Here is a 23,827-nt window from a genome sequence, read left to right on the forward strand (position 1 = left end):
ATCGTAAATTAAATTGCTATACATGAATTATTCAACAAACCAGTTCTTCATTCCTGCAAACTATAAGGAAATTTCGTCTTCAATTCTTAAAATCGTTTCTTCGATTTCTTCATTCGTGCCATCTTTCTGAAGAACTTTGCGTAATAGCGGCAATGCTTCTTTTTGTCTGCCTTCTTCTAAAAGGAACGAAGCGTATTCATATAAAAAGTCACGCTCCTCATCAAAATCAGGCAGAGCCAGCTTGAAGTAATCGGCGGCTTCTTTGTATTCCTCTCGTCCAACAGAAGCAGATGCAGCATACCAATTCCATTTTGGATCAACTTCCCCAAAGCTTTTAACCTCTTTAATGACATCCAGGATTTCATCAAAAAGCTCTTCATTTAAATAGATCGCGAGCAATGTTTGAACCGCTTCAATATATCCCGGATCAAGAGCAAGTGCTTCTTGAAGCAGCTTTTTCGCATCTTCTGAATCCCCATTTTTCAAGTCAATCTTTGCACCATATAAATATAATTCTTTGTTATACTCATCAACTTTAATACCCTCTTTTACTACCTCTAAAGCCTCCTGATATAGTCCTTCTTCCTCATAACTTTTCGCTAAAGGCATATAAAGAGACGAATAAGACGGATCAATATCTTTTAGTTCTGAAAGCTGCTGAATGGCTGTTTTCGTTCTGCCGGCCCTCATCGCTGTAAATCCGTAGCCAAAAAGTGTATTCGGGTCTGTTTGATCTTTTACTGCCTTTTCGTACCATTCAAGCGCATCTTCAAATTCTCCAGCTGTGCTGAGTGATTCAGCGAGTCTCTGGTAAACATTGACGCCGCCAACCTCATGTTGTTGATCTGCGACTTTGTAGAAATAGTCGGCGGCTTTCTTTGAAAGACCTTGTGAAAAATACAATTCACCTAACGCAAAATCAATGATGGCTTCATTTGGAAGCAGTTCTTTCGCTTTTAAGAGCTTTTGTTCACTGACTTCAAATAGTCCTTGCATTTGATACAAATCTGCCATTAACAATAAACTCTCTGGATACGCATCATCATCTTCAGGAATCGTCTCTAATACCGAAATCGCCTTTTCTTCTTCATCAGAGTCAATCAGTAGCTCTGCATAAAAACATGTTAACCCTGTTTCCTCTGGATATAAATCATGTAAATCACTGATGAGATTCCGCGCTTTATCGATATCTCCCCAATCATAATATAACTGAGCTGCCTGCGCCTTTTCTTCATCATGCAAATGCTTTTCTGCCTGAGCAAGTGTTTGGAGTCCTTTTTCAGTCTCACCCGCCTCAACTAATTTTATGGCTTCTTGTAATGAACTATTCAAATCAAACCGTTCCTTTCTGTTTCCAAAAACCTAAACTATTGTTACTTCATATCATAATCGACAGGTACTCATCCAGCAAATATGTTGCTCTTTTAAAATGAACCCATTTTTTTGTTTTAAAGACTGTTTTTCATTTCATCCTTTACGAAACGGAAGTTTTGTAAACTGCAAGCACCTGAAATTCATTTTTTTATCGGATAAAATGATTTTTTTCCAGGTTTCATCTTGAGACAAGCTATGCTATCTTTCTTACAAATATGCATAAGGAAAGAAAAAGCCTGAGGACATCCTCAGACTGTTTTGGTTAAGTATTCAATGTGTTCAAAGAAATTCGGGTATGATACACGAACAGCATCTGTATCTTCAATCTCAACAGCTTGCTTTGTGATGCAAGCAGCAACCCCCAGCATCATACCGATTCGGTGATCTCCGTAGCTTGACACGACCGCGCCGCCTTGAAGTGTGGTTTTACCATGAATCTTCATACCATCATCAGTTGCTTCAATATCAGCACCGAGTTTTTTAAGTTCTGACACGACGGTATCAATTCGATTGGTCTCTTTTACTTTTAACTCAGCAGCATCTTTAATAATCGTTGTTCCTTCTGCTTGTGTCGCTAGAAGCGCTATAATCGGGATTTCGTCGATGAGTCTTGAAATCATGTCACCAGAAATTTCAATCCCTTTTAATGAAGAGGTTGAAATCGTTAAATCACCATACGGTTCTCCGTCTTTTGCATCTACTTCTTTGATCTCAAGATTCGCACCCATTTGTTTCAGTACATCGATAATACCCGTTCTTGTTTTGTTTAGCCCGACATTTTTTAACACAATCCGGCTGTTAGGAACAATAGATCCAGCAACAAGGAAAAATGCAGCTGAAGAGATGTCTCCAGGAACAAATATATCTGTTGCTTTTAATGTTTGACCGCCTTCAATGGAAACACTTTGTTCATCTTCGTCTAGTTTTACACCAAACATAGAGAGCATTCTTTCTGTATGATCTCTTGATTTATGCGGTTCAGTTAATGTTGTTGTTCCCTCTGCTTGAAGCCCCGCTAAAAGGACAGCGGACTTAATTTGGGCACTTGCCACCGGAGACTCATATGAGATACCTTTTAAATGACCGCCACGAATAGACAGTGGCGTATACTCGCCGTTTGCTCTGCCATCTATTTTCGCTCCCAGTTGTTTAAGTGGACCTGTTACTCGTTGCATTGGTCTTTTAGCAATACTCTCATCACCGATCAGTGTACTGTGAAACTCACAACCAGCTAATATTCCCATCATTAATCGAATGGTTGTACCAGAATTCCCAACATCGAGGACGTCAGACGGCTCCTTGAGCTCTTTCAGTCCCTTACCGTGGACCACAACATCTGTCCCTTTTTGTTCAATTTCAACGCCCATCTTTCTAAAGCAATCAATCGTACTTAAACAATCGGCTCCAGGAAGAAAGTTTTTCACCACTGTAGTCCCATCAGCAATTGCACCAAACATCACTGATCTATGAGAAATGGATTTATCACCTGGAATATGAATGACTCCATTCATAGGAGCATTTTTATGAATTTTCATGTTTGTCACCTCAGTCAGCATAAAATGTATCGTAATTCGCTCTATTTTTTATACAGATCTCTGCACGCTTACGGTCGTCATCTGTTTGAAAACTAATGCGCAAAATCCCATTAATGTCTTCTCGCGTTTCAATAATACGGATATTCGTAATACTGATGTTTTCATTTGCTAAATGCCCTGTAATCTCCGAAATGACCCCAGGGTGATCTGGAACATCCACATAAAGGTCATAAAAAGCAGGAATGGCACCTTTTTTCCTAAGAGGAAGTCCATCGCGATATTCCTTTGCCTCTTGAAAATAAGAGAACAAGCCTTCAGCGTCTTCTTGCTGTACAAAGGTCTCAATGCGGTCGATCTCTTTTTTCCATTCATGGAACCGGTCTAAAATCTTGTTTTTGTTGTGCAGAAGGATATCTCGCCACATTGCAGGATTGCTTGAAGCAATACGTGTAATGTCACGAAAGCCTCCAGCAGCAAACCGTTTGACAAGTGGGAATTGTTCTTCAAAATGATGTGCTTGATGCACAAGGCCGGCTGCAACAATATGAGGGAAATGACTAATCACACTTGTTACACCATCATGTTCTTCTGGGGTCATCTCAATGAAATGAGCATTTGTCCCTTTTAACAAGTCCTTCAAACGATCAACAGCCTGGCGATTTGTTTCCTTTGCCGGCGTTAAAATGTAGAATGCATTTTCAAATAAAAAGTCTTTCGCTGCAATGACTCCTGACTTATGAGAGCCTGCCATCGGATGTCCACCAATAAATTGGTAGTGCTTAGGAAGCGTTTTTTCAGCAAAATGGACGACCTTTTGCTTTGTGCTGCCAACATCGGTAATTGTGAGCTCTCTCTCAATTCCAGAGTTTGCAATATCACGAAGCATCTTGACTGTTTGCTGAACTGGTGTTGCCAATATAATAGTCGCAGATTCATCCAAACCTGCCGCAAATGAATCAGCTGCTAAATCAATGATACCCAACTTTGTTGCCGCAACCATTTGTTCTTTGGACACATCGTATCCTACAATTTTTTTATGGGGATACTCTTTTTTAATCGACAGTGCGATGGAACCTCCAATTAAACCAAGTCCAGCGATTAATATTGTTTCGTTTGCATCATTCATGTTCATCACCTGTTTTTTCACGAAAATTAAAAAAGCCATTTCAACAGCTTATATGTATATGAGGTTGGTACAATGAAAGCCATATCCTGCCTTAGGATATGACTTTATGGTTATGCTACGCACGAATGCCTTGCATTAAATCGGCAAGTGTACTTAGAATTTCTGCATTTTGCTCCATTGTTCCGACCGTAATACGTAAAGAAGTCGGAAAACCAAGTGCTTTACCAGAACGAACAATGTAGCCTTTTTTCAATAATGAATTGAATAATTCATCTGCATCTCTCTTAAAATCAATCAGCACGAAGTTTGTTTGAGACGGATAAATAAAAAGTCCAAAACGGTCAGCAAATTCTTGATATTGCTTGAGACCTGCTTCATTTTTCTGTCTGCAAGATTGAATGAAATCCTGATCTTTTATCGCTGCACGTGCAGCTGCCTGAGCGATACGACTCGTATTAAACGGCTCTCTCGCTGGTTCAATCGCAGTAATCAACTCTTCCGACGCAATGCCATAGCCTACTCGAAGTGCAGCCAGTCCATACGCTTTTGAAAACGTTCGGAGTACGATGACATTTTGATAGGAATGTAATAAAGATAAGCTGTTCGGAAAGTCTTCCGCACGAACGTATTCGACATATGCTTCATCTAGTACAACAAGCACATGAGCTGGTACTTGGTCTAAAAACGCCACAAGCTCAGATTCTGACAAATGATTTCCCGTCGGGTTATTCGGGTTGCATACCCAGACGACCTTCGTGTTCTCATCAATCGCATCCAGCATGCCCTTCAGATCGTGAGCTCCTCCGTCTAAAAGCGGCACCTCTCGAATCTCTGCCTGCTCAATGACGGCATTGTGACGGTATTGCGGAAAAGATGGAGCTGGGATGACGGTATTTGTATGTTGGTCAAGGAATGCCCTAGCAATAATTTGCACAAGTTCATCTGAGCCATTCCCGAATATTAATTGTTTTTCATTTACTTGAAGAAACTCAGCAAGCTCCGTTCTTAAACTTGCGCTGTATCCATCTGGATAGATCGCTAAATGTTCGAGCTCAGCTTGTATCGCCTCTCTTGCATGTAAGGAACATCCAAAAGGGTTTTCATTTGAAGCCAATTTCACAATCTTGTCTAATTGATATTCTTTTTTGACCTCTTCAATTGGTTTCCCAGGCTGATACGGTTTTAGTTGTTTTAATTGATCTTTGATTTGCAAAAGTTTCACCTCATTTGAATGAATAGAGGGGACTAAATGTTTTTGCATAGGTTTCAAATTCTCTTAAAGCTTCTTGACGTGTATCACTTGCTAACAATTGATCTTGAAGTTCTTCAATTTTTTTCACAAGTGCACTGCCTACAACGACACCGTCACTCAGTTTATTCATTGAGTCTACCTGCTCTCTTGTTGAGATGCCAAAACCGACCGCAACCGGTATGTGACTCAGCTGTTTCACTTGTTGAATAAAATCAGTAATCGATTCGTCAAAGGTTTGTCTGACACCTGTTACACCAAGAGATGAAACACAATACACAAAACCTTCTGCCTGCTCTACAATGTTTACTAATCGTTCCTTGCTGGTTGGTGCAACGAGCGAAATATATGAAATGTCATAAGTTTGACAGTTCCTTTGCAGCTCACTGCTCTCTTCAAACGGCAAGTCGGGTGTTAAGAGTCCCGAAATATGATTTTTGCGCAGTAAAGCGAAAAAGTATTCTGTGTCTAATTGTAACACAGGATTATAATACGTAAATAGAATTACAGGAATTTTTACACCGTTTTTTTTCATCTTCCCTGCTAATTCTATCGCTTTTACAATATTCATGCCATGATTTAGAGCTCTTTTGGAGGCTCTTTGAATGACAGGACCGTCCGCTAGCGGGTCGGAATAAGGGACACCTAGTTCAATCGCATGTGCACCGGCTGCTTGAAGGGACACAGCTAAATCAATCGTGACTTCTTCTGACGGATCTCCTGCCGTGATAAATGGGATGAATAACTTCTCGCCTTGCTCTAATTGAAATGTGATCATTTGGTTTTGCCCTCACTTTCAAGCACATTCATTAATGTATGCACATCCTTATCTCCTCTTCCTGACAGGCAGACAAGGACGATTTCATCTTCATTCATCGTCCTGCTCATCTCAAACGCCTTGGCTAAAGCGTGTGCTGATTCAATCGCTGGCAGGATTCCTTCCTTTTCCGTCAGCAGCTTTAGCGCATCCAGTGCTTCTTGATCTGTAGCACTCACATATTGAACCCGGCCGCTCGCATGTAAATATGCGTGCTCTGGCCCGATCCCAGGATAATCTAAACCAGCTGAAATGGAATAGGGCTCAATAATTTGGCCAAATTCGTCTTGGATTAAATATGTCAAAGATCCATGAATGACCCCTTTTGTCCCCTTCGTAATGGTTGCTGCATGAAGCGGCGTATCGATTCCTTTTCCAGCGGCTTCTACACCAATAATATCAATCTCTTCATCTAAAAACGCTCGGTACATTCCAATGGCATTACTTCCGCCGCCGACACAAGCAATGACTTTATGTGGGAGCCTGCCTTCTTTTTTAAGTATCTGCTCTTTTGCTTCATCACCAATCATCCGTTGGAACTCACTGACGATTTGGGGATACGGGTGAGGTCCTACAACTGAGCCGATCATATAGAAATGATCACTGCAGTGCTGGACCCAGTAACGAATCGCTTCGTTGGTTGCATCTTTTAATGTGCCGTTCCCGCTTGTGACAGGTATAACCTCAGCGCCAAGGAGCTTCATTCGGAATACATTGAGTGATTGTCTTTCCACATCCTCTTTTCCCATAAATACTGTGCAGGATAATCCAAATTTTGCGGCCACCGTTGCAGCTGCTACTCCGTGCTGTCCTGCGCCTGTTTCCGCAATGATGTTCGATTTCCCCATTTTTTTTGCGAGCAGGGCCTGCCCAAGTGCATTGTTGATTTTATGAGCGCCTGTATGGTTTAAATCTTCTCTTTTTAAATAGATTTTTGCGCCGCCGAGGTATGCTGACAATTGATCAGCATATGTCAGCGCAGTCGGTCTGCCTGAATAGTTTTGCAAAAGGGAAAGATACTCTTGCTCAAAAGCAGGGTCTTCTTTTAATTCGTTAAATGCTTGTTCGATTTCTTCGAGCGGCTGCATGAGCGTCTCAGGAACAAATTTCCCTCCAAATTCTCCATATCTGCCAAGCTCATTTGGATATGCGTACATCGTTTAACATCCTTTCTTCGAGCGCTTTGATCTTAGCGCTGCTTTTATTCCCGTTTTCTTCTATGCCGCTTGAAAGATCGATCGCTTTTGGGCCATAGGCAAGCAGCTCTGGCAGCGTTTCTGGTGTTATTCCGCCTGCAATGATACATGTTTTCTCCAGTCGTTTTGCCTGCTGAATGTATACAGGTACCGCTTCCCATGTAAAAGCTGTGCCAGAACCACCTCTCATCCCTTTTACTTTCGCATCAATGAGGAAGCCATCGACAAACGGCGCAAATGCCGTCATTTTATCGAGTGTTTCTTTTACATCGGGCTCGTGGTGAAAGACTTTCCACACAATCGCTCCTGTTTGTTGTTTTATTTCTTTTGCATCCTCTCGTGTTTCATCTCCATGCAGCTGCACGATATCTAAAGGAATATGCTTTGTGATGTCACACACTTTTTGGATTTTTTCATTTACAAATACACCAGTAATCTCTTTCTCGCACTGCGACTCGGTGAGCCATTGTTTCACTTGTTCTGGATCGACTTGTCTTTTACTTGGAGCAAAAATAAACCCGATCGCATCTGCTTGAGATTGCGCAATGCAATCTACATCTTCTTGTGATACCGCCCCGCAATATTTTAAAAAAGGCTTCATCTTCCTCATTCTCCAAATAACGTCTGAACGGCTTTTTCTTGTGATGGTTCTCTCATTAATGATTCACCTACAAGGACAGCACTCGCTCCATGTTTTTTGACAAAGGTCAGATCATCAAATGTCTGAATACCGCTTTCACTCACTAGTAAGACCTCCTTTGGAACAAGTGGTGCAATCTCTTTTGTTTGTTCAACTGTTGTTTTAAATGTCTTTAAATTTCGGTTATTCACTCCAATGATTTCAGGGGTGAATATGTTTAAGATATTTTCCAGTGTATCTGCTGCATGAACTTCGACAAGAATATCTAGTCCTTTTTCCTTCGCTTCAGCATAGAGCTCATGCAGCTGTTGCGGTTCAAGTACTTCTCCAATTAATAAAATTGCATCTGCACCGATACGTCTTGACTCTTCTATCTGTATGGAGTCGATGATAAAGTCTTTTCTTAAAATTGGACGTGCGACGTGTTCTTTAATTAAGGAAAGATACTCGTTCTTCCCTTGAAAAAATGGTTCATCTGTTAAGACAGATAAGCAATCAGCATTTGATTTTTCGTATGCTTTTGCTGTTTGCAGAGGATCAAAATTCGGCTGAATGATTCCTTTAGAAGGAGATGCCTTTTTCACCTCAGCAATTAGACCAATCGAGCGGTGAGGGTTCATGAGCGCTTCTTTAAATGATCGTCTTTCAAAGTCTCCATCCACAGGTAACTGCAACGTTTGAATATGTTCTTTTTTGCGTGCAATGATTTGATTAAGCATAGATCTCTTCCTCTTTCTTTTTTTGTTTTAAACGAGCCAATTGTTCTTTGGCTGTGCCGTTTTTAATCGTTTCTAACGCTTTTAATGTTCCTGCCATGAGGCTTTCTGACTTGCCTGCGACATATAAAGCCGCCCCGGCATTCAGAGCTGTAATATGAAGCGGCGCCCCTCCTGTTTGATGATTCAATATATTCTGAATCAATTTTGCGCTCTCTTCCGGTGATTGGACCTGAATATCTGATAAGTATCCTTTTTCCAGTCCAAAGTCTTCCGGGTTTAGCGTATATTCTGTCATGGTACCTTTTTTGAGTTCAATCACATATGAATTTGCTGTAATCGTTAATTCATCCAGCCCGTCTTCCCCGCTCACAAACAGGACATGTTCTGGCTCTAATGGGGCAAGGGCTTTCGCCATTAATTTTGCCTTTTCCTTTGAGTACACACCGATGATTTGCTTTTTGGCTTGCATCGGGTGGCAAAGCGGTCCTAATAGATTAAATACCGTCCGGAAGCCGAGCTGCTTGCGGACTGCTGCTACTTGTTTCATCGATGAATGGTACAGTGGTGCAAATAAAAAGCCCATGTTTTTGTCTTGTATTTGTCTTCTCGTTTCTTCTGGAGTGGATTGAATGTGAATGCCAAGACACTCTAGCACGTCGGCACTTCCGCTTTTAGAAGAGACTGAACGATTTCCGTGTTTTGCGATTTTAGCACCAGCGGCGGAAGCCACAATGGCAGCTGCAGTTGATATATTAAATGTAGAGAGTCCATCGCCTCCTGTACCGCATGTGTCAACGACATCGAGCGATCTTTCCGCTGGTGCTGCCTTTTGCCGCACGGCCCTCACGAAGCCTGTCATTTCTTCAGCGGTTTCTCCTCTGTGCGCTAAAATCGATAGACTTGCAGCGACTTCAGAGTCTGTTAAAGATCCGCTCATCATATCATGCATTAGCCTATGGGCTTCATTTTCTGATAGGAAGCCTCCGTTAACAAGAGCTGAAAGTCGCTGATTCATCCTGCACACTCTCCTTTTCTGAGAAAATATGTTCAGCAAGCTGAATGGCCTTCAGAAGCGCTCCTGCCTTGTTACAAGTCTCTTCCCATTCATTTTCTGGAACAGAATCTGCGACAATGCCAGCGCCTGCTTGTATGGAAGCGGTCTGATCTTTGATGCTCATGGTGCGAATGGTAATACAAGAGTCGATATTGCCGTCGAACCCAATATAGGCAATACAGCCGCCATACGTTTCCCTTGGCTCAGGCTCCATTTCATTTAATAATTGCATCGCTCTTATTTTCGGTGCCCCTGTTAATGTGCCTGCAGGAAAAGCGGACATGAGCGCATCGACTGGGTGTGTATCCTGCTTTAGCTTCCCTGTCACAATGGAGATGATGTGCATGACATGTGAAAAGTTCACAACTTTTGTAAAGGTCGGTACGGACACGCTGCCGTATTCTGCTACGCGGCCGACATCATTTCTGGCTAGATCTACTAACATGTAATGTTCTGCTTTTTCTTTCTCATCCTCTAACAGCTCTCTTGCAAGCGCAGCGTCCTCTTCTTTTGTTGTTCCTCGTTTTCTTGTGCCTGCAATGGGGTGAATTTCTAAGTGCCCATTTTTGGCATGGATTAATCGTTCTGGCGAGCTTCCGACTAAATCACGGTCTTTTAATTTCATAAAATACATGTATGGAGATGGATTCACAATGCGAAGCACACGGTATAATTCAAATGAACTCACTGACACTGGGATATCAAAGCGCTGTGAGAGTACGCCTTGAAAAATATCACCCGCTCGAATGTATTCTTTGATTTTTTCTACGTCCTTTAGAAATTGTGTTTTTTCATAGGTTGATGTCACATGTTCAAAGGACGGTGATTCGTTCATATTCCCTGATAAAATCAGTTCTTTCATATCGACCTTTGTATGGAGCTTGTGAATCATCTGTTCAAGCCGCTTTTGATTTTCTTTGTAAGCTCGTATTTTTTCGTCTTCTGTTTCATTTCCGGTTAGCTGGGTGTATTGGATAAAATGAACATGATTCGTTTCATGATCAAAGGCAATCATCGTTTGGCAGACAAATAGAGTACAATTGTCTGTCGTCGATGCGCTCAGGTGAGGCCTGACAGAAGGTTCAATGCTTGGAATAAGATCGTAACTTAAGTACCCAACTGCCCCGCCTGTAAATGGGATGTCAACATCTGGTGTCTTGATTTGGTATTGCTCTTTCATCCAGTCTAGTAAGTCTTTCAGTTCTTGCTTTTTCATGACTTCCTGCCCTGCATCGTCACGTGCAATATATTGGTTTTGGTCATCATGTAAGGTTAAAAAAGGATGTAATCCGATGAAGGAATATCTCGACCAGCTAGAAGACTCGTCTCTGCTTTCTAGCAGATACACAATATCTTGCTTGAGTTTTTCGACAATTTGAATCGGTGAGAGCGTATCAACTGTAATGGTTTCAACAATCGGGATTGTTTTGTGGGACTCGCTGTCCCTTAAAAATTGGGTCAGGTTTGATTGGGAATTCATAAGCACACTCCTTAAATGGGATTAAGGAGAATGAGGGGACATATAGAGGGTTTGTATGAGTATACGAAATAAGCCTAAAAGAGGGTTGCTCTTTTAGGCAGTATGATGAAATAGACGTATCGTATCTCTGCTCAACTCTACTCATCTCAACTACCCTAGTCTCATTCTCATCTTCTCTAAGCTTGCAATGCCGTTTACACCTGTGTGTAAACTTCGGCTGTTCATATCGTATTATAATTCCTTGTTTTTTGTCAACTGTAAATCAGGGCGAAGCGTCACAGCTTCTTCCAAGTACACATGCTGCACATCTTCCTGCTTTGTGTCTGTTTGGACCGTCATTAAAACGCGAATGCAATGCTTTAGACCGCCTTGAATGTCCAGCTCCTGCATACAAGTAACAGGCACATACGTCCATCCTTCAAACTGACGAAGGGCTTTTGCCGGAAAAACGGAGTGAATATCTTGTGTAGCTGAAATTAAGATCTGCACGACACGTTCTGGATCTACTTGATTTCTTGAAATAATCGCTTCTAGCAGCTGTTTCGTTTTGTTTAACACTTCTGTTTCTGTATCTTCTGTCACAGTTGTAGCTCCACGTATCCCGCGAAACATCATAGACATCCCTCCTCCCGTTTCCATTCTTCGAGCCAGTGATGCAGCTCATCTTTTGTGAAAGACTGCAAGACAGCGTCTCCAACCTGTTTTAATAAAACAAATTGAACGGTTCCGCCTCTTGCCTTTTTATCACCAATCATTCGGTCAACAAATGTTTTCGTGGAAATGTTTTGAGTGACTTGTACCGGGAATCCGAGTTCTTTCATCCAATTTTTTAGTTCCATCCGATTGAGGCTGAGTCCCAGCTTCTTTTCGCTCACATATAGCGCAAACTGCATGCCGATTGCAATAGCATCTCCGTGCGTGATAACGCCGTATCCATACTCTGCTTCAATGGCGTGCCCAAGTGTATGACCTAAATTCAAAAATGCACGCACGCCTTGTTCTCTTTCGTCTTTTTGAACAATCGACGCTTTGACTTGAATCCCTTGATACAGCATATGTGCCAGCTCGCTCTTTGAACATTCCGCCAAAGAACGAATGGACATCAGTTCTGATAAAAAGTCTTCACTTGAAATGAGGGCATGTTTGATGACCTCAGCAAAGCCTGACCTCAATTCAATTTGAGATAGTGTCTCAAGCATACTCGTATCATAGATCACAGCTTTCGGCTGATGAAATGCACCGATTAAATTTTTACCGAGCGGGTGGTTAATCCCTGTTTTCCCGCCAACTGCACTGTCATGTGCCAGCAGCGTCGTCGGAACTTGAATAAAATCAATGCCTCTCATATAACTAGCAGCAACAAAGCCAGCCAAATCCCCAATTACGCCTCCTCCCAGCGCAATGATGCACGAGGAGCGATCCAGCTGAAACTGAATGGCCTTCGTATGAATATGCTCAAACTCAGCAAAAGATTTCGACTGCTCTCCGCTTGGCACAACCACTTTATGCACAGACCACTTCTGCTTAAGTAATCGAACCATTTCATCACCGTAAATGGCATCAACAGCTGTATCTGTAACGATTAGGAGCTTCGTATAGGAATGCCCCGTGGAAGTCATCAAGTCGACGATATTGCGTTTAATCCCATCACCGATGTATACAGGATAAGTGGCTGAAGACGTCTTAACTTCCAGTGTTTTCATTAAAATTCCCTCTGAAGCTGGCGCATTTTTTCAACATTTTCTTTAATGCGGTCGATTTGATCAAGACCAAACTGCTCAACAACAGCATTGGCAATTTCCCAAGCCACGACTGCTTCTGCGACAACACTTGCGGCAGGAACAGCACAGCTGTCAGAACGTTCAATACTTGCGGAGAAAGGTTCTTTTGTTTCAATGTCAACGCTTTGAAGCGGTTTATAAAGCGTTGGGATTGGTTTCATGACCCCTCTTACGACAATTGGCATACCAGTTGACATTCCGCCTTCAAGACCGCCTAAGCGATTTGTTTTTCTCGTATAGCCCTTTTCTTCATCCCAGATGATTTCATCATGGACCTCACTGCCATTTTTAGAAGCCGCCTCGAAGCCGATACCGAATTCAACCCCTTTAAAAGCGTTGATACTCAGAACAGCACCTGCAAGCTTGCTGTCTAATTTGCGGTCATAGTGAACATAGCTTCCGACTCCAACCGGCATTCCTTCAACGATGACTTCAACAATTCCGCCAATTGAATCACCGTTTTTCTTCGCTTCATCAATGGCATCCATCATTTTTTGACCTGCTTCACTGTCGTAGCAGCGAACAGGCGACTCTTCCGTTACCTTTTGCAAATCTTCAATCGATTTATATGTCGTATTAGCTGCTTTCACTCCGCCAATTTCAAGAACGTGGCCAGCTACCTTGATTCCTAGATGAGCCAAGATTTGTTTGGCGACTGCGCCTGCTGCTACGCGAACGGTTGTCTCGCGGGCTGATGAACGCTCTAATACGTTTCGCATATCACGATGTCCATATTTAATCGCACCATTTAAATCCGCATGTCCTGGTCTAGGGCGTGAAATTTGACGCTTCATTTCACTCTCTTCTTCTTCTGTGATCGGCTCTGCCCCCATCACCTTTGTCCAATGCTTCCAGTCGTTGTTTTCAACGACAAGTGCAATAGGAGAACCTAATGTTTTCCCGTGGCGAACACCACTTAACACTTTCGCTTGGTCTTTTTCAATCTGCATTCTTCGCCCGCGGCCGTGACCTTTTTGTCTTCTAGCCAATTCATAATTGATGTCATCCTGCTCTATGTAAAGTCCCGCTGGAACGCCTTCAATAATTGTGGTCAATTGTGGACCATGTGATTCACCTGCTGTTAAGTATCTCATGACTTGATCTCCCTTCATCGCATTAACGCTTTTAAGTAAAACTATGATAACACACTTACTACTAAAAAGTCAGCTACAACCCCTTCTTTTGATAAAAGAAAGTATCAGCAGATGTCAGTCCAAACTTTTCTGGGTGAAAAATTTGTTCAGTAGAACCAACAAATAATACGCCATTTGGTTTTAAACTGCTGCTCATTTTCATGTAAATTTCTTCTTTTGCCTCTTCTGTAAAGTAAATGAGGACATTTCGGCACACGATAAGATCAAGCTGTTTTTCATAAGGATCTGCTAAAAGGTTGTGCTTCTTAAATTGAATGTGCTTTCGCACCTCATCCTTCACAGTGTAAAATGAAGAATCTTCTTTTGTGAAATATTTTTGCTTGATTTGATCTGGTACCTCTTGCAATGATCGTTCATGATATCTTCCTTTTTGAGCTGATTGCAGAACTTTATCATCAATATCAGTTGCAATAATTTGGAAGTCCTTCACAAGCGGATGGCTTGATAGAAGCATTGAGAGTGTATACGGCTCCTCTCCTGTCGAACATGCTGCACTCCATATTTTTAGGGTGCCGCTGTTTTTCGAAAGCAGCGGAAGAATTTTTTGGTCAAGCACTTCCCAGCGCTGATAGTTTCGGTAAAATTCTGACACATTGATCGTCATTCGATCCATCGTCTCATCTAATAGTGCTCTATCTTTTTCAAGGGCAGCCGCGAATGCTTCAAAATCTCTATATCCTTTTTTATCATAAAGTGATGTTAATCTTCGTTTCATTTGTGCTTCTTTATATAAATTCAGATCCACCCCGGTTAGTTTTTTCCATTTTCCGACAAATACTTGATATTGATCCATCAAAGTCCTCTCCTGTCTCATCTATCTTTGTCCTAGTATAGCTGTTTTTATCGAAAATTTGTATCTTCTCATGCGAAATTTCGTGTAGAAATATTCATATAAAAAAGCCAAGGTGCTCATTTGATGAACACCTTGGCTTGAACATTAATAAATCCAGCTTGAGATGGTTTGATCCCAGCTTGTGAGTTCTTCTTGTTTGAAGAATAAGTTGATTTCTCTTTCAGCACTTTCTGGTGAGTCTGAGCCATGGATAATGTTTTTTCCAACCGTCAATCCATAGTCTCCTCTAATTGTGCCTGGAAGCGCTTCCTTCGGGTTTGTTTTGCCGATAATCTGTCTTGTTACATCTACTACCTGTTCACCTTGCCATACCATTGCAAATACTGGTCCTGACGTAATAAAGTCAACCAATTCCCCGAAAAATGGTTTTTCTTTATGCTCTCCGTAATGTGTTTCTGCTACTTCTTTTGGAATACTCATTAGTTTTGCACCAACAAGCTGAAGCCCCTTTTTTTCGAATCTTGACACAATTTCACCAATTAATTGTCTTTCCACACCATCAGGTTTGACCATAAGAAATGTTTTGTCCATATACGTTCTCCACCCCGTCGTTATGTATGTATAGGCTTACATTGTTACAAAGTGATCGTATCATTTTTTTTTATAATAATCAATTTTTGACAAAAAATTTCACAAAAAAACCAATCAACAACATGTTGATTAGAATTTTCGTTTACCAATATATTTGGCAATGGAGGCGAGTGACGTTTTCGCTCGTCCTCGAGGAAGTTTGTCCAGCTGTTCAAATGCCTTCTTCAAATACATTTCACTCACTCGAATCGAGCGGTCGATCGCATCTGTTTGTTTGAGATGTTCAATCACAGGCTTCAGCTGCATTTCCGTTGTTTCACTATTAATCAGCTTTAATTGGCCTTCGAGTGCCTGGTTCTTCAGTGCATATAAGACCGGGAGTGTGACATTTCCTTGTAAAAGGTCTCCCCCAACAGGCTTACCAAGCTCTTCTTCAGTTGATGTGAAATCAAGCACATCATCAATGATCTGATAGGACATACCGACATAATAGCCAAACCAGTAAAGGGCTTTATGTGTTTTCTCATCTGTACCTGCTGCTATCGCACCTAACTGGCAGCTGCCTGCAATGAGCAAGGCTGTTTTTCGTTTGATTCTTCTTAAGTATGTACGCAGGTTTTGATCCATATTGTATTTGTCTTTCACTTGCTCGATTTCACCAAGACAGAGCTCGACGACCATCTTTGACAAAATTTCATGCGCCATTGGGTGATTGATCTTTGTCATATACTCAAGCGATCTTGCAAACATATAATCTCCTGTGTACATGGCAATTCGATTGTCCCATTTTGCCTTAATCGTTGGCTTGCCTCTTCTCAGCTCAGCATCATCAATGACATCATCATGAACGAGCGATGCCATATGAATCAGCTCAAGAGCAACGGCAACATATTTAATTTTATTAATGTCATAGTCGCCAAACATGCCTGAAAGGAGAACAAAAACGGGGCGGATTCGTTTTCCGCCCGCTTGCAGCAAATGAAGACCTGCTTCACTTAATAATGCATAATCAGAGCGAACTGTTTGTTCAAGCTCTTTTTCAATAATATCGATATCATGATTTAAAAAAGAGATCATTGCTTTTAGTTTCATTATTTTCACCCAAATATCGTTTATTCAAAGCTTCTTTCCGATATGTGTTGCTGCTACACCGCCTGTAAATGGATGATACGAGACATCAGACAGACCCGCCTCTTCGAAAAGAGCCGCCAGTTCTTTCATGCCAGGGAACGCTTTGGCTGATTCTTGAAGCCATGAATACTCCTGATAGCTTTTGGCAAACAGTTTACCAAAGAGCGGCATGATGTATTTGAAATAGACATAGTAGCCTTGTTTAAACCCAATCATTTCAGGCTGTGATGTCTCAAGACAGACAACCATTCCACCAGGCTTCACGACTCTTGTCATTTCCTTTAGCACCGTTAAGTAATCAGGGACGTTTCGTAGGCCAAAACCGATCGTGACATAATCAAATGTGTTATCCTCAAAAGGAAGCTCCATCGCATTGCCGTGAAGCAGTTCAATTTGATTATAGTCCCCAGTTTTCACCTTCGTTTCTCCAACACTCAGCATATTTTTACTAAAATCAAGGCCTTTGACTTCGCCTTTTTCGCCTACAGCATCAGCAAGCGCAATGGTCCAATCGGCTGTTCCGCAGCATACATCCAATGCTTTGGCTCCTTTTTGAACATTCATGAGTTTCATTGTTTTATCGCGCCACTTTTTATGCTGCTTAAAGCTGATGACAGAGTTCATTTGATCATAATTTTTATAAATTTTTTCAAATACACCGTGTACTCGCTGTTCTTTTGATTGCTGCATGACTTACCCTTCTTCCACTTTCTGATGGTACGCAGGCTCATTTTTCATATGATCCAAGCGATTTAATAGCTCTTTTTGAACGACCGGAGATGAAACAAGAAGCTCCTTGATCGATCGTTTGGCTTGCTCATAGCCTTCCTTCTCAAAGTTGTCAAAACATGTATAGGCGTCCGTATAGCTATCGTTCAAAAAAAGTTTTAAATGTTTGTCATCTTCTGCTTGTTTCATGAAACGCTTATAAACAAGGAAACGACTTGCAATCTCATTCCAATGCGTTAATTGAAAATGCTCAGAAACCCTTTGGAATAACGCAGACTCAACAGTTGCTACACTTTTGTAAAAGTGCGCTGCATCTTGAATGGATCGATCATACAGTCTAATTTTATGTTCATTGATCTCTTTGATCGCCGTTGCGAGCGTGCGAATCATGTAGATGTCTTTCATGTCAGAGAGAAGAGAATAATAGAGACCGCTGAAATAGTCTCCTGCTAGGATGGTCAGCTGACGATTTTTGAATTCGTCTTGTTTGATGGCTGCAGCAGTTGTGACTTCGTCATGGGTATCAAGGGCAATTTGTACAAGCATCGCCGTTAAAATATAATTTTCTTTTTTCTCTGCATCAATTTGAGCTTCATCAAACATTGCATGAAAAAGAAGGAGCTTATCTTCATCGATGAGTGGCGCACGTAAATGCTTCGCCAAATAAGGATGAGAAAGCTTTTTATTTAATTTTATATTTAGATTAGATAAAATTCCGTAGATGTCTTGCAAAGATATCACCCTTGTCCCAAAAATTACAGTTTCATATGTAGCCCTGCACATTGTATAGAGATTTATTATACCATATCAGCTCTCACTTTTATGCTATCAAGTGCATTCAAGTGCTTATTTCTTTGCTTCGCTTTGAATTTCACCGAAGCTCGTTTGAATGACAGCATCGCCTCTTACTTTGATCGCTGACGTATGCTCAGTAAATTGTGCAATGATGACTTCACCTTTATCGAGCTTTTCGGAATGGTGAAATCTTGTATCAGAGCCTCTAGTTAAGCCGATGACATTTACACCATTATCAATGGCTTTAATCACTACAAAATCAGATGCTTTATTTTCACTCAATCTGTTCACCTTCCATCTATTGAATTAGTCGTTTTTAATAAAGGAAAGCACTTCTGCTCTTGCCGCCGTATCATTTGCAAATGTACCGCGTACTGCTGATGTCACGGTTTTAGCACCTGGCTTTTTCACTCCGCGCATCGTCATACACATATGCTCTGCTTCAACGACAATCATCACGCCATGCGGATTGAGTGTTTCCACCATACTATCTGCAATGGTTGATGTAATGCGTTCCTGAAGCTGCGGGCGTTTGGCAACAGCCTCTACAGCTCTTGCAAGTTTGCTAAGTCCCGTTACTTTTCCGCCGCGCGGAATATAAGCGACATGGGCTTTTCCGTAAAAAGGTACAAGGTGGTGTTCACACATTGAATGGAAAGCAATATCTTTTACAAGAACGAGTTCTTCGTGGTCTTCACCAAAAATGGTTTTAAAATGTTCTTTTGGATCTTCATTTAATCCCGAGAACACTTCTTCATACATTTTTGCTACTCGTTTTGGGGTATCAAGAAGTCCTTCACGATCTGGATCTTCTCCGATGGCTTTTAATATATCGCGTACTGCGTGTTCGATTAGTTCTTTATTTATTTCACTCATGTATTATATCCTCCAAAGGCGATTACATTTCAATCAGATTCTAGCACACTTCAGATCCTAAAAGCAAAGGAGAGCGTTCTAAACGAACCTTTTGATTCAAAAGGAAAAGCCCCTTATGAAAGGGGCTTTTCTAGACCAGTGTGAAACTGTATATGTATAACTCCTGCAATAGGATCATTACACATAACGATTATTTACCTGCCACCGCGTCTTTAAGTGCTTTACCTGGTTTGAAAGCAGGTACTTTGCTTGCAGGGATTTCGATCTCTGCACCAGTTTGTGGGTTACGTCCTTTACGAGCTGAACGCTCACGTACTTCAAAGTTACCAAAACCGATAAGTTGGATTTTGTCACCATTTTTAAGTGCATCTAAAATTGTATCAAAAACAGAATCAACTGCTTTTGTCGCGTCTTTTTTAGATAACTCGCTTGCTTCAGCAACCGCGTTAATAAGTTCTGTCTTGTTCATGCCTTTCACCTCCTCCCAAAAATATGCATTCAGTAGATTGTTATCATTTCTTCACAATTCATCTTCTTTCTATACACTTTTTTCGAAAAAAAGAGCGTCTAGAAAGCGTTATACATGGCTATTCATTAGAAAACAACTCTTTGAAGGAATGTTTGTCCAACAAAGTGAAGATTTTCTGTAAGTAGATTAACACATATGAAATACCATATCAAGCATTTTAAAGGGAAGAATCCTTATTCGTCAAGGATTAAGGGCACTTTTACGAACGAATATTCCTAATTTCAGCCTGAATCTGACTAATCTTTATACAATTGTCTTTTTATGACTCATTCAATACGCAAAAAAAGACCCCTGTCAATGAGAGGTCTCACATGCTATAGAATAATGGCGATCAAACCGCCTGATCCTTCGTTGATGATTCTTTCAAGCGTTTCTTTCAGCTTATATCTTGCATTTTCTGGCATCAGCGACAGCTTTGCTTGAATACCTTCTCTGACAAGGGAGCTGAGTGAGCGCCCAAATATATCAGAATTCCAAATCGAAAGCGGATCATCTTCAAAGTCTTGCATTAAGTAGCGGACGAGCTCTTCACTTTGTTTCTCTGTTCCAATAATCGGTGCAAATTCACTCTCTACATCTACCTTAATCATATGAATAGATGGCGCAACCGCCTTTAATCTCACGCCGAATCTCGAGCCCTGCCTAATGATTTCCGGCTCATCTAAACTCATATCTGACAAGGCCGGGGCCGCAATCCCGTATCCCGTCTGCTTCACCATTTTTAATGCGTCTGATACTTGATCATATTCTGTCTTCGCATGCGCAAAATCTTGCATGAGCTCTAGAAGATGGTCTTTCCCTCTAATTTCCACACCAACCACTTCTTTTAGAATATGATCATATAGATCATCTGGGGCGTACAGGTCAATCTCCGCAATCCCCTGACCCATTTCAATCCCTGCTAAGCCCGCTCTTTCAATAAAGTCAAATTCGCTGAATTGACCAACGACACGGTCAACATCTCTTAATCTTTTAATATCCTTTACGGTTTCCTTCACTGAATCCTGATAACTTTCTCTCAGCCAATGATCTTCTTTCAGCACCATGACCCAGCTTGGCAAGTTCACATTCACCTCTAGGACTGGGAATTCATATAATGCTTCACGAAGCACACTAAGGACGTCTTGCTCTCTCATACTTTCTACACTCATGGCGAGTACTGGAATATCATATTTTTGGCTGAGTTCCTGCCGCAGCGCTTCTGTTTCAGGGTGATATGGCCTCACAGAGTTGATCACCATAATAAACGGCTTTCCAACCTCTTTGAGCTCATCAATCACACGTTCTTCAGATTCAATATAATCATGTCTTGGGATTTCTCCAATGGAACCATCTGTTGTAATCACAACACCGATGGTTGAATGCTCTTGAATGACCTTGCGTGTGCCAATTTCCGCTGCTTCATGGAACGGGATTGGCTCTTCATACCACGGCGTGTTGATCATTCTTGGACCATTTTCATCTTCATACCCGCGCGCACCAGGGACTGTGTATCCGACACAATCAACAAGCCTGATGTTGACATCAAGACCGTCACTCACATGGATCGATGCCGCTTGATTCGGTACAAATTTTGGTTCAGTGGTCATAATGGTTTTTCCTGCTGCACTTTGCGGCAATTCATCCTGTGCTCTTGCACGATCTGCCTCATTATTGATATTCGGGAGCACCACGAGCTCCATAAACTTTTTAATAAACGTAGATTTCCCTGTACGAACAGCGCCAACGACTCCTAAATATATATCGCCTCCTGTTCGTTCAGCGATATCCTTGAAAATATCGACTTTTTCCAAGTGATCCCCTCCCGGACTTGCTATCCTCGTTTTCAAATAAAATACTCTATTCTTCAATCAAACTGTGCTTGAAAGGTGTCTGGACAATATATGTGTATGACGTTGTCCTATTTGAATATGACACCTTTTTTGTTTTGAGAGTATGTTTAGCCATAAAAAAACCTTTCTCCTCATTTATATGCAGAGGAAAAAGGTTCATTCTTGTTTATGACGTCTTTTTTTCTAAAAAGTCAGGCTCACCTTTTTTGTTGATGGTATATGGGACAGAAAACGCGGGTACAAACGGGGTTTCCTGCCAATAGACATCTTGAATGTTTTCACCTGGTTTGAGCTTTTGTTTCGTATTCTTCAAAATATGAGCAAAATCACTGCGGTAGTCCACATAGATTTCGCCATTTGATGAAATCAGTAACGGGAGGGAATTCCCCGTCACCGGACTCATGACCGTAGGCGGCGATTTTAAGCCTAGCTTTTTTTCATTTAACGTATATAAATTGCTTGATACTACTTTGCCATATGGCGGATATGTATGTTCATCTTGATATATTTTGATTCTAAGCCGTAATTCACTGATGGTTTGCGTCATTTTGACATCAAGCAGTTTCACCGTTGGTTTTTTTTCGACGTCTGTGAGGACATACATATATTCGCCCCCGCCTTCAAAAGATGTAGACGGTACATCGTGTAAATATCTTGGTGACAAGCGCTTAAAGTCGATGACGTACTTCTGATAAACCGGCGTGTCTGCTTCTTTCGTTTCAATCGGCAAAAGGCCATTAGTTGCTTTTTGAAATTCCTCAATCGCTGTCTGAACGCTTTGCAGCTGTTCTTCATATGGCACATGGTTTTCAGTTTTGCGATTTTCTGGATACAGACATCCTGTTAGTAAAATAAGTGCTAACAACGTGACACTGACTTTTGCTTTGATCATCACATTCTTCCTTTTTCTTTATTCATTGACCGGCCCGCTAAATACAACTAAAAACACAATGATACCTGATATAAGCATCAAGCTGTATGCAACGGTCGAGGCTGTTATTTTAAGAAACCGGCTTTTCAGCTTAAATCGACTGAAATAAATGGTTACTACGGCTAAAAACATGAGCCCCATGGAACCAAGCGCAAACCACATCTTGATTAAAGCAAAACTCATCGTGCCTGTCCCCCTTCAAAACGAACAAATTGTAAGCGTTTATATTTCATTCTAAACCAAAAATAAGGTAAATATCAATCATTTTTCCAATCATTCAGAAAAAAGCGCATAAAAAAACTGAAGCAAAGAGGGGGACTCTGCTTCAGTCATTAAATCGACTATTTTTCCTCATTCTGTAGAGGCAAAGCTCTATTCAAACTTCATTGCTATGTTATGCAAGTCTTCCCCTTCTTGCATCCTCTACATGCCTAAGTTCAGTCTTCCATTTATTTTGTTTGGTTTTCAAACATGTTCACAAGGTCTTCCATTTCATGTGTTTTCACACGTGCCATCAATGATTCTACAGCATCGTCGACCTTTTTCCCTTCAAATAAGACGTGGTAAAGCGCCTCTGTAATCGGCATGCTGACCTTGTATTCTTTGGAGAGCTGATAAGCGCCTTTTGTTGTACGGACGCCTTCAACAACCATCCCCATTTTTTCAAGCACTTCTTCAAGCTTATACCCTTTACCAAGCAGATTTCCGCAGCGCCAGTTACGCGAATGAACACTTGTACATGTCACGATCAAATCTCCCACGCCTGTTAATCCGGCAAATGTCAGAGGATTTCCTCCCATTTTCGTACCAAGACGTGCGATTTCAGCGAGTCCTCTAGTGATGAGCGCCGCTTTCGCATTGTCACCATATCCAAGTCCGTCTGTGATCCCTGCCGCAAGAGCAATGATATTTTTCAGTGCTCCGCCTATTTCTACACCAATCACATCAGGGTTTGTGTATACTCTAAAGTTGTTGTTCATGAACAAATCTTGAACAAATTGAGCTGCTTCAATATTTTCTGATGAGACAGTGACAGTTGTCGGATGACGCAAGCCTACTTCTTCGGCATGGCTCGGCCCTGATAAGACAACAACAGCTTCTCTTTTCTCAGCAGGTACTTCTTGTTCAATCATTTGAGAAATTCTAAGAAGTGTATCTGGTTCAATCCCTTTACTTACATGGACAAACGGCACTTTCGATGTGATCAGCTCATTTGCCTGCTTTAATACTTCGCGAATGGCCTTTGTTGGCACAGCGACAATAATAGCGTCTGTCCCCTCTAACGCCTGCTTCATATCTGTCGTCGCCTGAATAGACGCTGGCAGTTCGACATTAGGCAAGTAATCATGATTTTCATGTTTCTCATTGATTTGATCAATAAGCTCTTGTCTATGTCCCCACATGTGTACATCATGATGATTATCAGCTAATACAAGCGCAAGAGCTGTTCCCCAGCTGCCTGCTCCAAGTACTGAAATTTTCTTCATCCTGCTCA

At 41.4% G+C, this 23,827-nt stretch carries 25 protein-coding genes; all 25 read right to left on the minus strand.

The window, feature by feature from the left end; translation table 11 throughout:
* Positions 1-60: 60 nt before the first annotated feature.
* The 25 genes from GKC25_RS09775 to GKC25_RS09895 all read right to left on the minus strand — a co-directional run bounded on the left by GKC25_RS09775 (position 61) and on the right by GKC25_RS09895 (position 23,819).
* Complete coding sequence (locus GKC25_RS09775; RefSeq protein WP_034661056.1) at positions 61-1,332, minus strand: tetratricopeptide repeat protein; 1,272 nt, start codon at positions 1,330-1,332, stop codon at positions 61-63.
* 290 nt (positions 1,333-1,622) lie between these two features.
* Positions 1,623-2,909, minus strand: coding sequence for a 3-phosphoshikimate 1-carboxyvinyltransferase (gene aroA / locus GKC25_RS09780; protein ID WP_095285332.1), 1,287 nt, complete (start codon positions 2,907-2,909; stop codon positions 1,623-1,625).
* 10 nt (positions 2,910-2,919) lie between these two features.
* Positions 2,920-4,035: a prephenate dehydrogenase gene (locus tag GKC25_RS09785; protein ID WP_342689783.1), complete on the minus strand. Its 1,116-nt coding sequence runs from the start codon at positions 4,033-4,035 to the stop codon at positions 2,920-2,922.
* Between the two features lie 115 nt (positions 4,036-4,150).
* Entirely contained in the window at positions 4,151-5,248 is a 1,098-nt protein-coding gene (gene hisC / locus GKC25_RS09790) for a histidinol-phosphate transaminase (RefSeq protein ID WP_187703939.1), read from the minus strand.
* A gap of 10 nt (positions 5,249-5,258) precedes the next feature.
* On the minus strand, positions 5,259-6,062 hold the full coding sequence (trpA, locus tag GKC25_RS09795) for a tryptophan synthase subunit alpha (protein WP_034661058.1): 804 nt from the start codon (positions 6,060-6,062) through the stop codon (positions 5,259-5,261).
* Positions 6,059-7,258, minus strand: coding sequence for a tryptophan synthase subunit beta (gene trpB / locus GKC25_RS09800; RefSeq protein ID WP_034661059.1), 1,200 nt, complete (start codon positions 7,256-7,258; stop codon positions 6,059-6,061). The genes trpA and trpB overlap by 4 nt, the downstream gene beginning before the upstream one ends.
* A complete protein-coding gene (locus GKC25_RS09805; protein WP_342689784.1) occupies positions 7,239-7,898 on the minus strand; it encodes a phosphoribosylanthranilate isomerase in 660 nt (219 codons plus the stop codon). Before GKC25_RS09805 ends, trpB begins: the two co-directional genes overlap by 20 nt.
* A 5-nt stretch (positions 7,899-7,903) precedes the next feature.
* The gene (gene trpC / locus GKC25_RS09810) at positions 7,904-8,656 is read right to left on the minus strand and encodes an indole-3-glycerol phosphate synthase TrpC (RefSeq protein ID WP_187703941.1); all 753 of its coding nucleotides are present in this window, start codon (positions 8,654-8,656) and stop codon (positions 7,904-7,906) included.
* Positions 8,649-9,671 (minus strand): anthranilate phosphoribosyltransferase, encoded by a 1,023-nt coding sequence (trpD, locus tag GKC25_RS09815; RefSeq protein ID WP_342689785.1) that lies wholly within the window; start codon positions 9,669-9,671, stop codon positions 8,649-8,651. The genes trpC and trpD overlap by 8 nt, the downstream gene beginning before the upstream one ends.
* A complete protein-coding gene (trpE, locus tag GKC25_RS09820) occupies positions 9,643-11,190 on the minus strand; it encodes an anthranilate synthase component I (protein WP_342689786.1) in 1,548 nt (515 codons plus the stop codon). Before trpE ends, trpD begins: the two co-directional genes overlap by 29 nt.
* Positions 11,191-11,421: 231 nt before the next feature.
* A complete protein-coding gene (gene aroH / locus GKC25_RS09825) occupies positions 11,422-11,805 on the minus strand; it encodes a chorismate mutase (protein WP_034661065.1) in 384 nt (127 codons plus the stop codon).
* Entirely contained in the window at positions 11,802-12,893 is a 1,092-nt protein-coding gene (gene aroB / locus GKC25_RS09830; protein WP_034661067.1) for a 3-dehydroquinate synthase, read from the minus strand. The genes aroH and aroB overlap by 4 nt, the downstream gene beginning before the upstream one ends.
* Positions 12,893-14,065 carry a chorismate synthase gene (gene aroC, locus GKC25_RS09835; RefSeq protein WP_034661068.1) on the minus strand — a complete coding sequence of 391 codons (1,173 nt, stop codon included), beginning with the start codon at positions 14,063-14,065 and terminating at the stop codon, positions 12,893-12,895. Before aroC ends, aroB begins: the two co-directional genes overlap by 1 nt.
* Positions 14,066-14,138: 73 nt before the next feature.
* On the minus strand, positions 14,139-14,918 hold the full coding sequence (locus GKC25_RS09840) for a CheR family methyltransferase (protein WP_034661070.1): 780 nt from the start codon (positions 14,916-14,918) through the stop codon (positions 14,139-14,141).
* 144 nt (positions 14,919-15,062) lie between these two features.
* The gene (gene ndk, locus GKC25_RS09845; RefSeq protein ID WP_034661072.1) at positions 15,063-15,509 is read right to left on the minus strand and encodes a nucleoside-diphosphate kinase; all 447 of its coding nucleotides are present in this window, start codon (positions 15,507-15,509) and stop codon (positions 15,063-15,065) included.
* Between the two features lie 129 nt (positions 15,510-15,638).
* Entirely contained in the window at positions 15,639-16,601 is a 963-nt protein-coding gene (gene hepT, locus GKC25_RS09850) for a heptaprenyl diphosphate synthase component II (RefSeq protein ID WP_034661075.1), read from the minus strand.
* A gap of 24 nt (positions 16,602-16,625) precedes the next feature.
* Positions 16,626-17,330 (minus strand): demethylmenaquinone methyltransferase, encoded by a 705-nt coding sequence (locus tag GKC25_RS09855; RefSeq protein ID WP_095285339.1) that lies wholly within the window; start codon positions 17,328-17,330, stop codon positions 16,626-16,628.
* A gap of 3 nt (positions 17,331-17,333) precedes the next feature.
* Positions 17,334-18,101 carry a heptaprenyl diphosphate synthase component 1 gene (locus tag GKC25_RS09860; RefSeq protein ID WP_187703944.1) on the minus strand — a complete coding sequence of 256 codons (768 nt, stop codon included), beginning with the start codon at positions 18,099-18,101 and terminating at the stop codon, positions 17,334-17,336.
* A 114-nt stretch (positions 18,102-18,215) separates the two neighbouring features.
* On the minus strand, positions 18,216-18,446 hold the full coding sequence (gene mtrB / locus GKC25_RS09865; RefSeq protein WP_008344541.1) for a trp RNA-binding attenuation protein MtrB: 231 nt from the start codon (positions 18,444-18,446) through the stop codon (positions 18,216-18,218).
* Between the two features lie 24 nt (positions 18,447-18,470).
* Positions 18,471-19,040 carry a GTP cyclohydrolase I FolE gene (gene folE / locus GKC25_RS09870; RefSeq protein WP_034661079.1) on the minus strand — a complete coding sequence of 190 codons (570 nt, stop codon included), beginning with the start codon at positions 19,038-19,040 and terminating at the stop codon, positions 18,471-18,473.
* Between the two features lie 190 nt (positions 19,041-19,230).
* Positions 19,231-19,509, minus strand: coding sequence for a non-specific DNA-binding protein Hbs (hbs, locus tag GKC25_RS09875; RefSeq protein WP_003215863.1), 279 nt, complete (start codon positions 19,507-19,509; stop codon positions 19,231-19,233).
* A 374-nt stretch (positions 19,510-19,883) separates the two neighbouring features.
* A complete protein-coding gene (gene spoIVA / locus GKC25_RS09880; RefSeq protein WP_008344534.1) occupies positions 19,884-21,362 on the minus strand; it encodes a stage IV sporulation protein A in 1,479 nt (492 codons plus the stop codon).
* A 205-nt stretch (positions 21,363-21,567) separates the two neighbouring features.
* A complete protein-coding gene (locus tag GKC25_RS09885) occupies positions 21,568-22,293 on the minus strand; it encodes a hypothetical protein (RefSeq protein ID WP_106037944.1) in 726 nt (241 codons plus the stop codon).
* A gap of 18 nt (positions 22,294-22,311) precedes the next feature.
* Positions 22,312-22,515 carry a DUF2768 domain-containing protein gene (locus GKC25_RS09890; RefSeq protein ID WP_034318888.1) on the minus strand — a complete coding sequence of 68 codons (204 nt, stop codon included), beginning with the start codon at positions 22,513-22,515 and terminating at the stop codon, positions 22,312-22,314.
* Between the two features lie 266 nt (positions 22,516-22,781).
* Positions 22,782-23,819, minus strand: coding sequence for an NAD(P)H-dependent glycerol-3-phosphate dehydrogenase (locus GKC25_RS09895; protein ID WP_034661081.1), 1,038 nt, complete (start codon positions 23,817-23,819; stop codon positions 22,782-22,784).
* Positions 23,820-23,827 lie beyond the last annotated feature (8 nt).

Origin of the sequence: Bacillus pumilus, from assembly GCF_038738535.1 — a bacterium.
Taxonomy (GTDB): Bacteria; Bacillota; Bacilli; order Bacillales; family Bacillaceae; genus Bacillus.

Bases quoted from the DNA above. Each gene is read 5' to 3' on its own strand.
- GKC25_RS09785 (WP_342689783.1), bottom strand. From the start codon at position 4,035: ATGAATGATGCAAACGAAACAATATTAATCGCTGGACTTGGTTTAATT.
- trpC (WP_187703941.1), bottom strand. From the start codon at position 8,656: ATGCTTAATCAAATCATTGCACGCAAAAAAGAACATATTCAAACGTTG.
- trpA (WP_034661058.1), bottom strand. From the start codon at position 6,062: ATGATCACATTTCAATTAGAGCAAGGCGAGAAGTTATTCATCCCATTT.
- hepT (WP_034661075.1), bottom strand. From the start codon at position 16,601: ATGAAACTAAAAGCAATGATCTCTTTTTTAAATCATGATATCGATATT.
- aroC (WP_034661068.1), bottom strand. From the start codon at position 14,065: ATGAGATACTTAACAGCAGGTGAATCACATGGTCCACAATTGACCACA.
- trpD (WP_342689785.1), bottom strand. From the start codon at position 9,671: ATGAATCAGCGACTTTCAGCTCTTGTTAACGGAGGCTTCCTATCAGAA.
- ndk (WP_034661072.1), bottom strand. From the start codon at position 15,509: ATGGACAAAACATTTCTTATGGTCAAACCTGATGGTGTGGAAAGACAA.
- GKC25_RS09855 (WP_095285339.1), bottom strand. From the start codon at position 17,330: ATGCAGCAATCAAAAGAACAGCGAGTACACGGTGTATTTGAAAAAATT.
- aroB (WP_034661067.1), bottom strand. From the start codon at position 12,893: ATGAAAACACTGGAAGTTAAGACGTCTTCAGCCACTTATCCTGTATAC.
- aroH (WP_034661065.1), bottom strand. From the start codon at position 11,805: ATGATGTTTCGCGGGATACGTGGAGCTACAACTGTGACAGAAGATACA.
- aroA (WP_095285332.1), bottom strand. From the start codon at position 2,909: ATGAAAATTCATAAAAATGCTCCTATGAATGGAGTCATTCATATTCCA.
- GKC25_RS09895 (WP_034661081.1), bottom strand. From the start codon at position 23,819: ATGAAGAAAATTTCAGTACTTGGAGCAGGCAGCTGGGGAACAGCTCTT.
- GKC25_RS09840 (WP_034661070.1), bottom strand. From the start codon at position 14,918: ATGGATCAATATCAAGTATTTGTCGGAAAATGGAAAAAACTAACCGGG.
- GKC25_RS09890 (WP_034318888.1), bottom strand. From the start codon at position 22,515: ATGAGTTTTGCTTTAATCAAGATGTGGTTTGCGCTTGGTTCCATGGGG.
- trpE (WP_342689786.1), bottom strand. From the start codon at position 11,190: ATGAATTCCCAATCAAACCTGACCCAATTTTTAAGGGACAGCGAGTCC.
- GKC25_RS09885 (WP_106037944.1), bottom strand. From the start codon at position 22,293: ATGATCAAAGCAAAAGTCAGTGTCACGTTGTTAGCACTTATTTTACTA.
- hbs (WP_003215863.1), bottom strand. From the start codon at position 19,509: ATGAACAAGACAGAACTTATTAACGCGGTTGCTGAAGCAAGCGAGTTA.
- folE (WP_034661079.1), bottom strand. From the start codon at position 19,040: ATGAGTGAAATAAATAAAGAACTAATCGAACACGCAGTACGCGATATA.
- GKC25_RS09805 (WP_342689784.1), bottom strand. From the start codon at position 7,898: ATGAAGCCTTTTTTAAAATATTGCGGGGCGGTATCACAAGAAGATGTA.
- trpB (WP_034661059.1), bottom strand. From the start codon at position 7,258: ATGTACGCATATCCAAATGAGCTTGGCAGATATGGAGAATTTGGAGGG.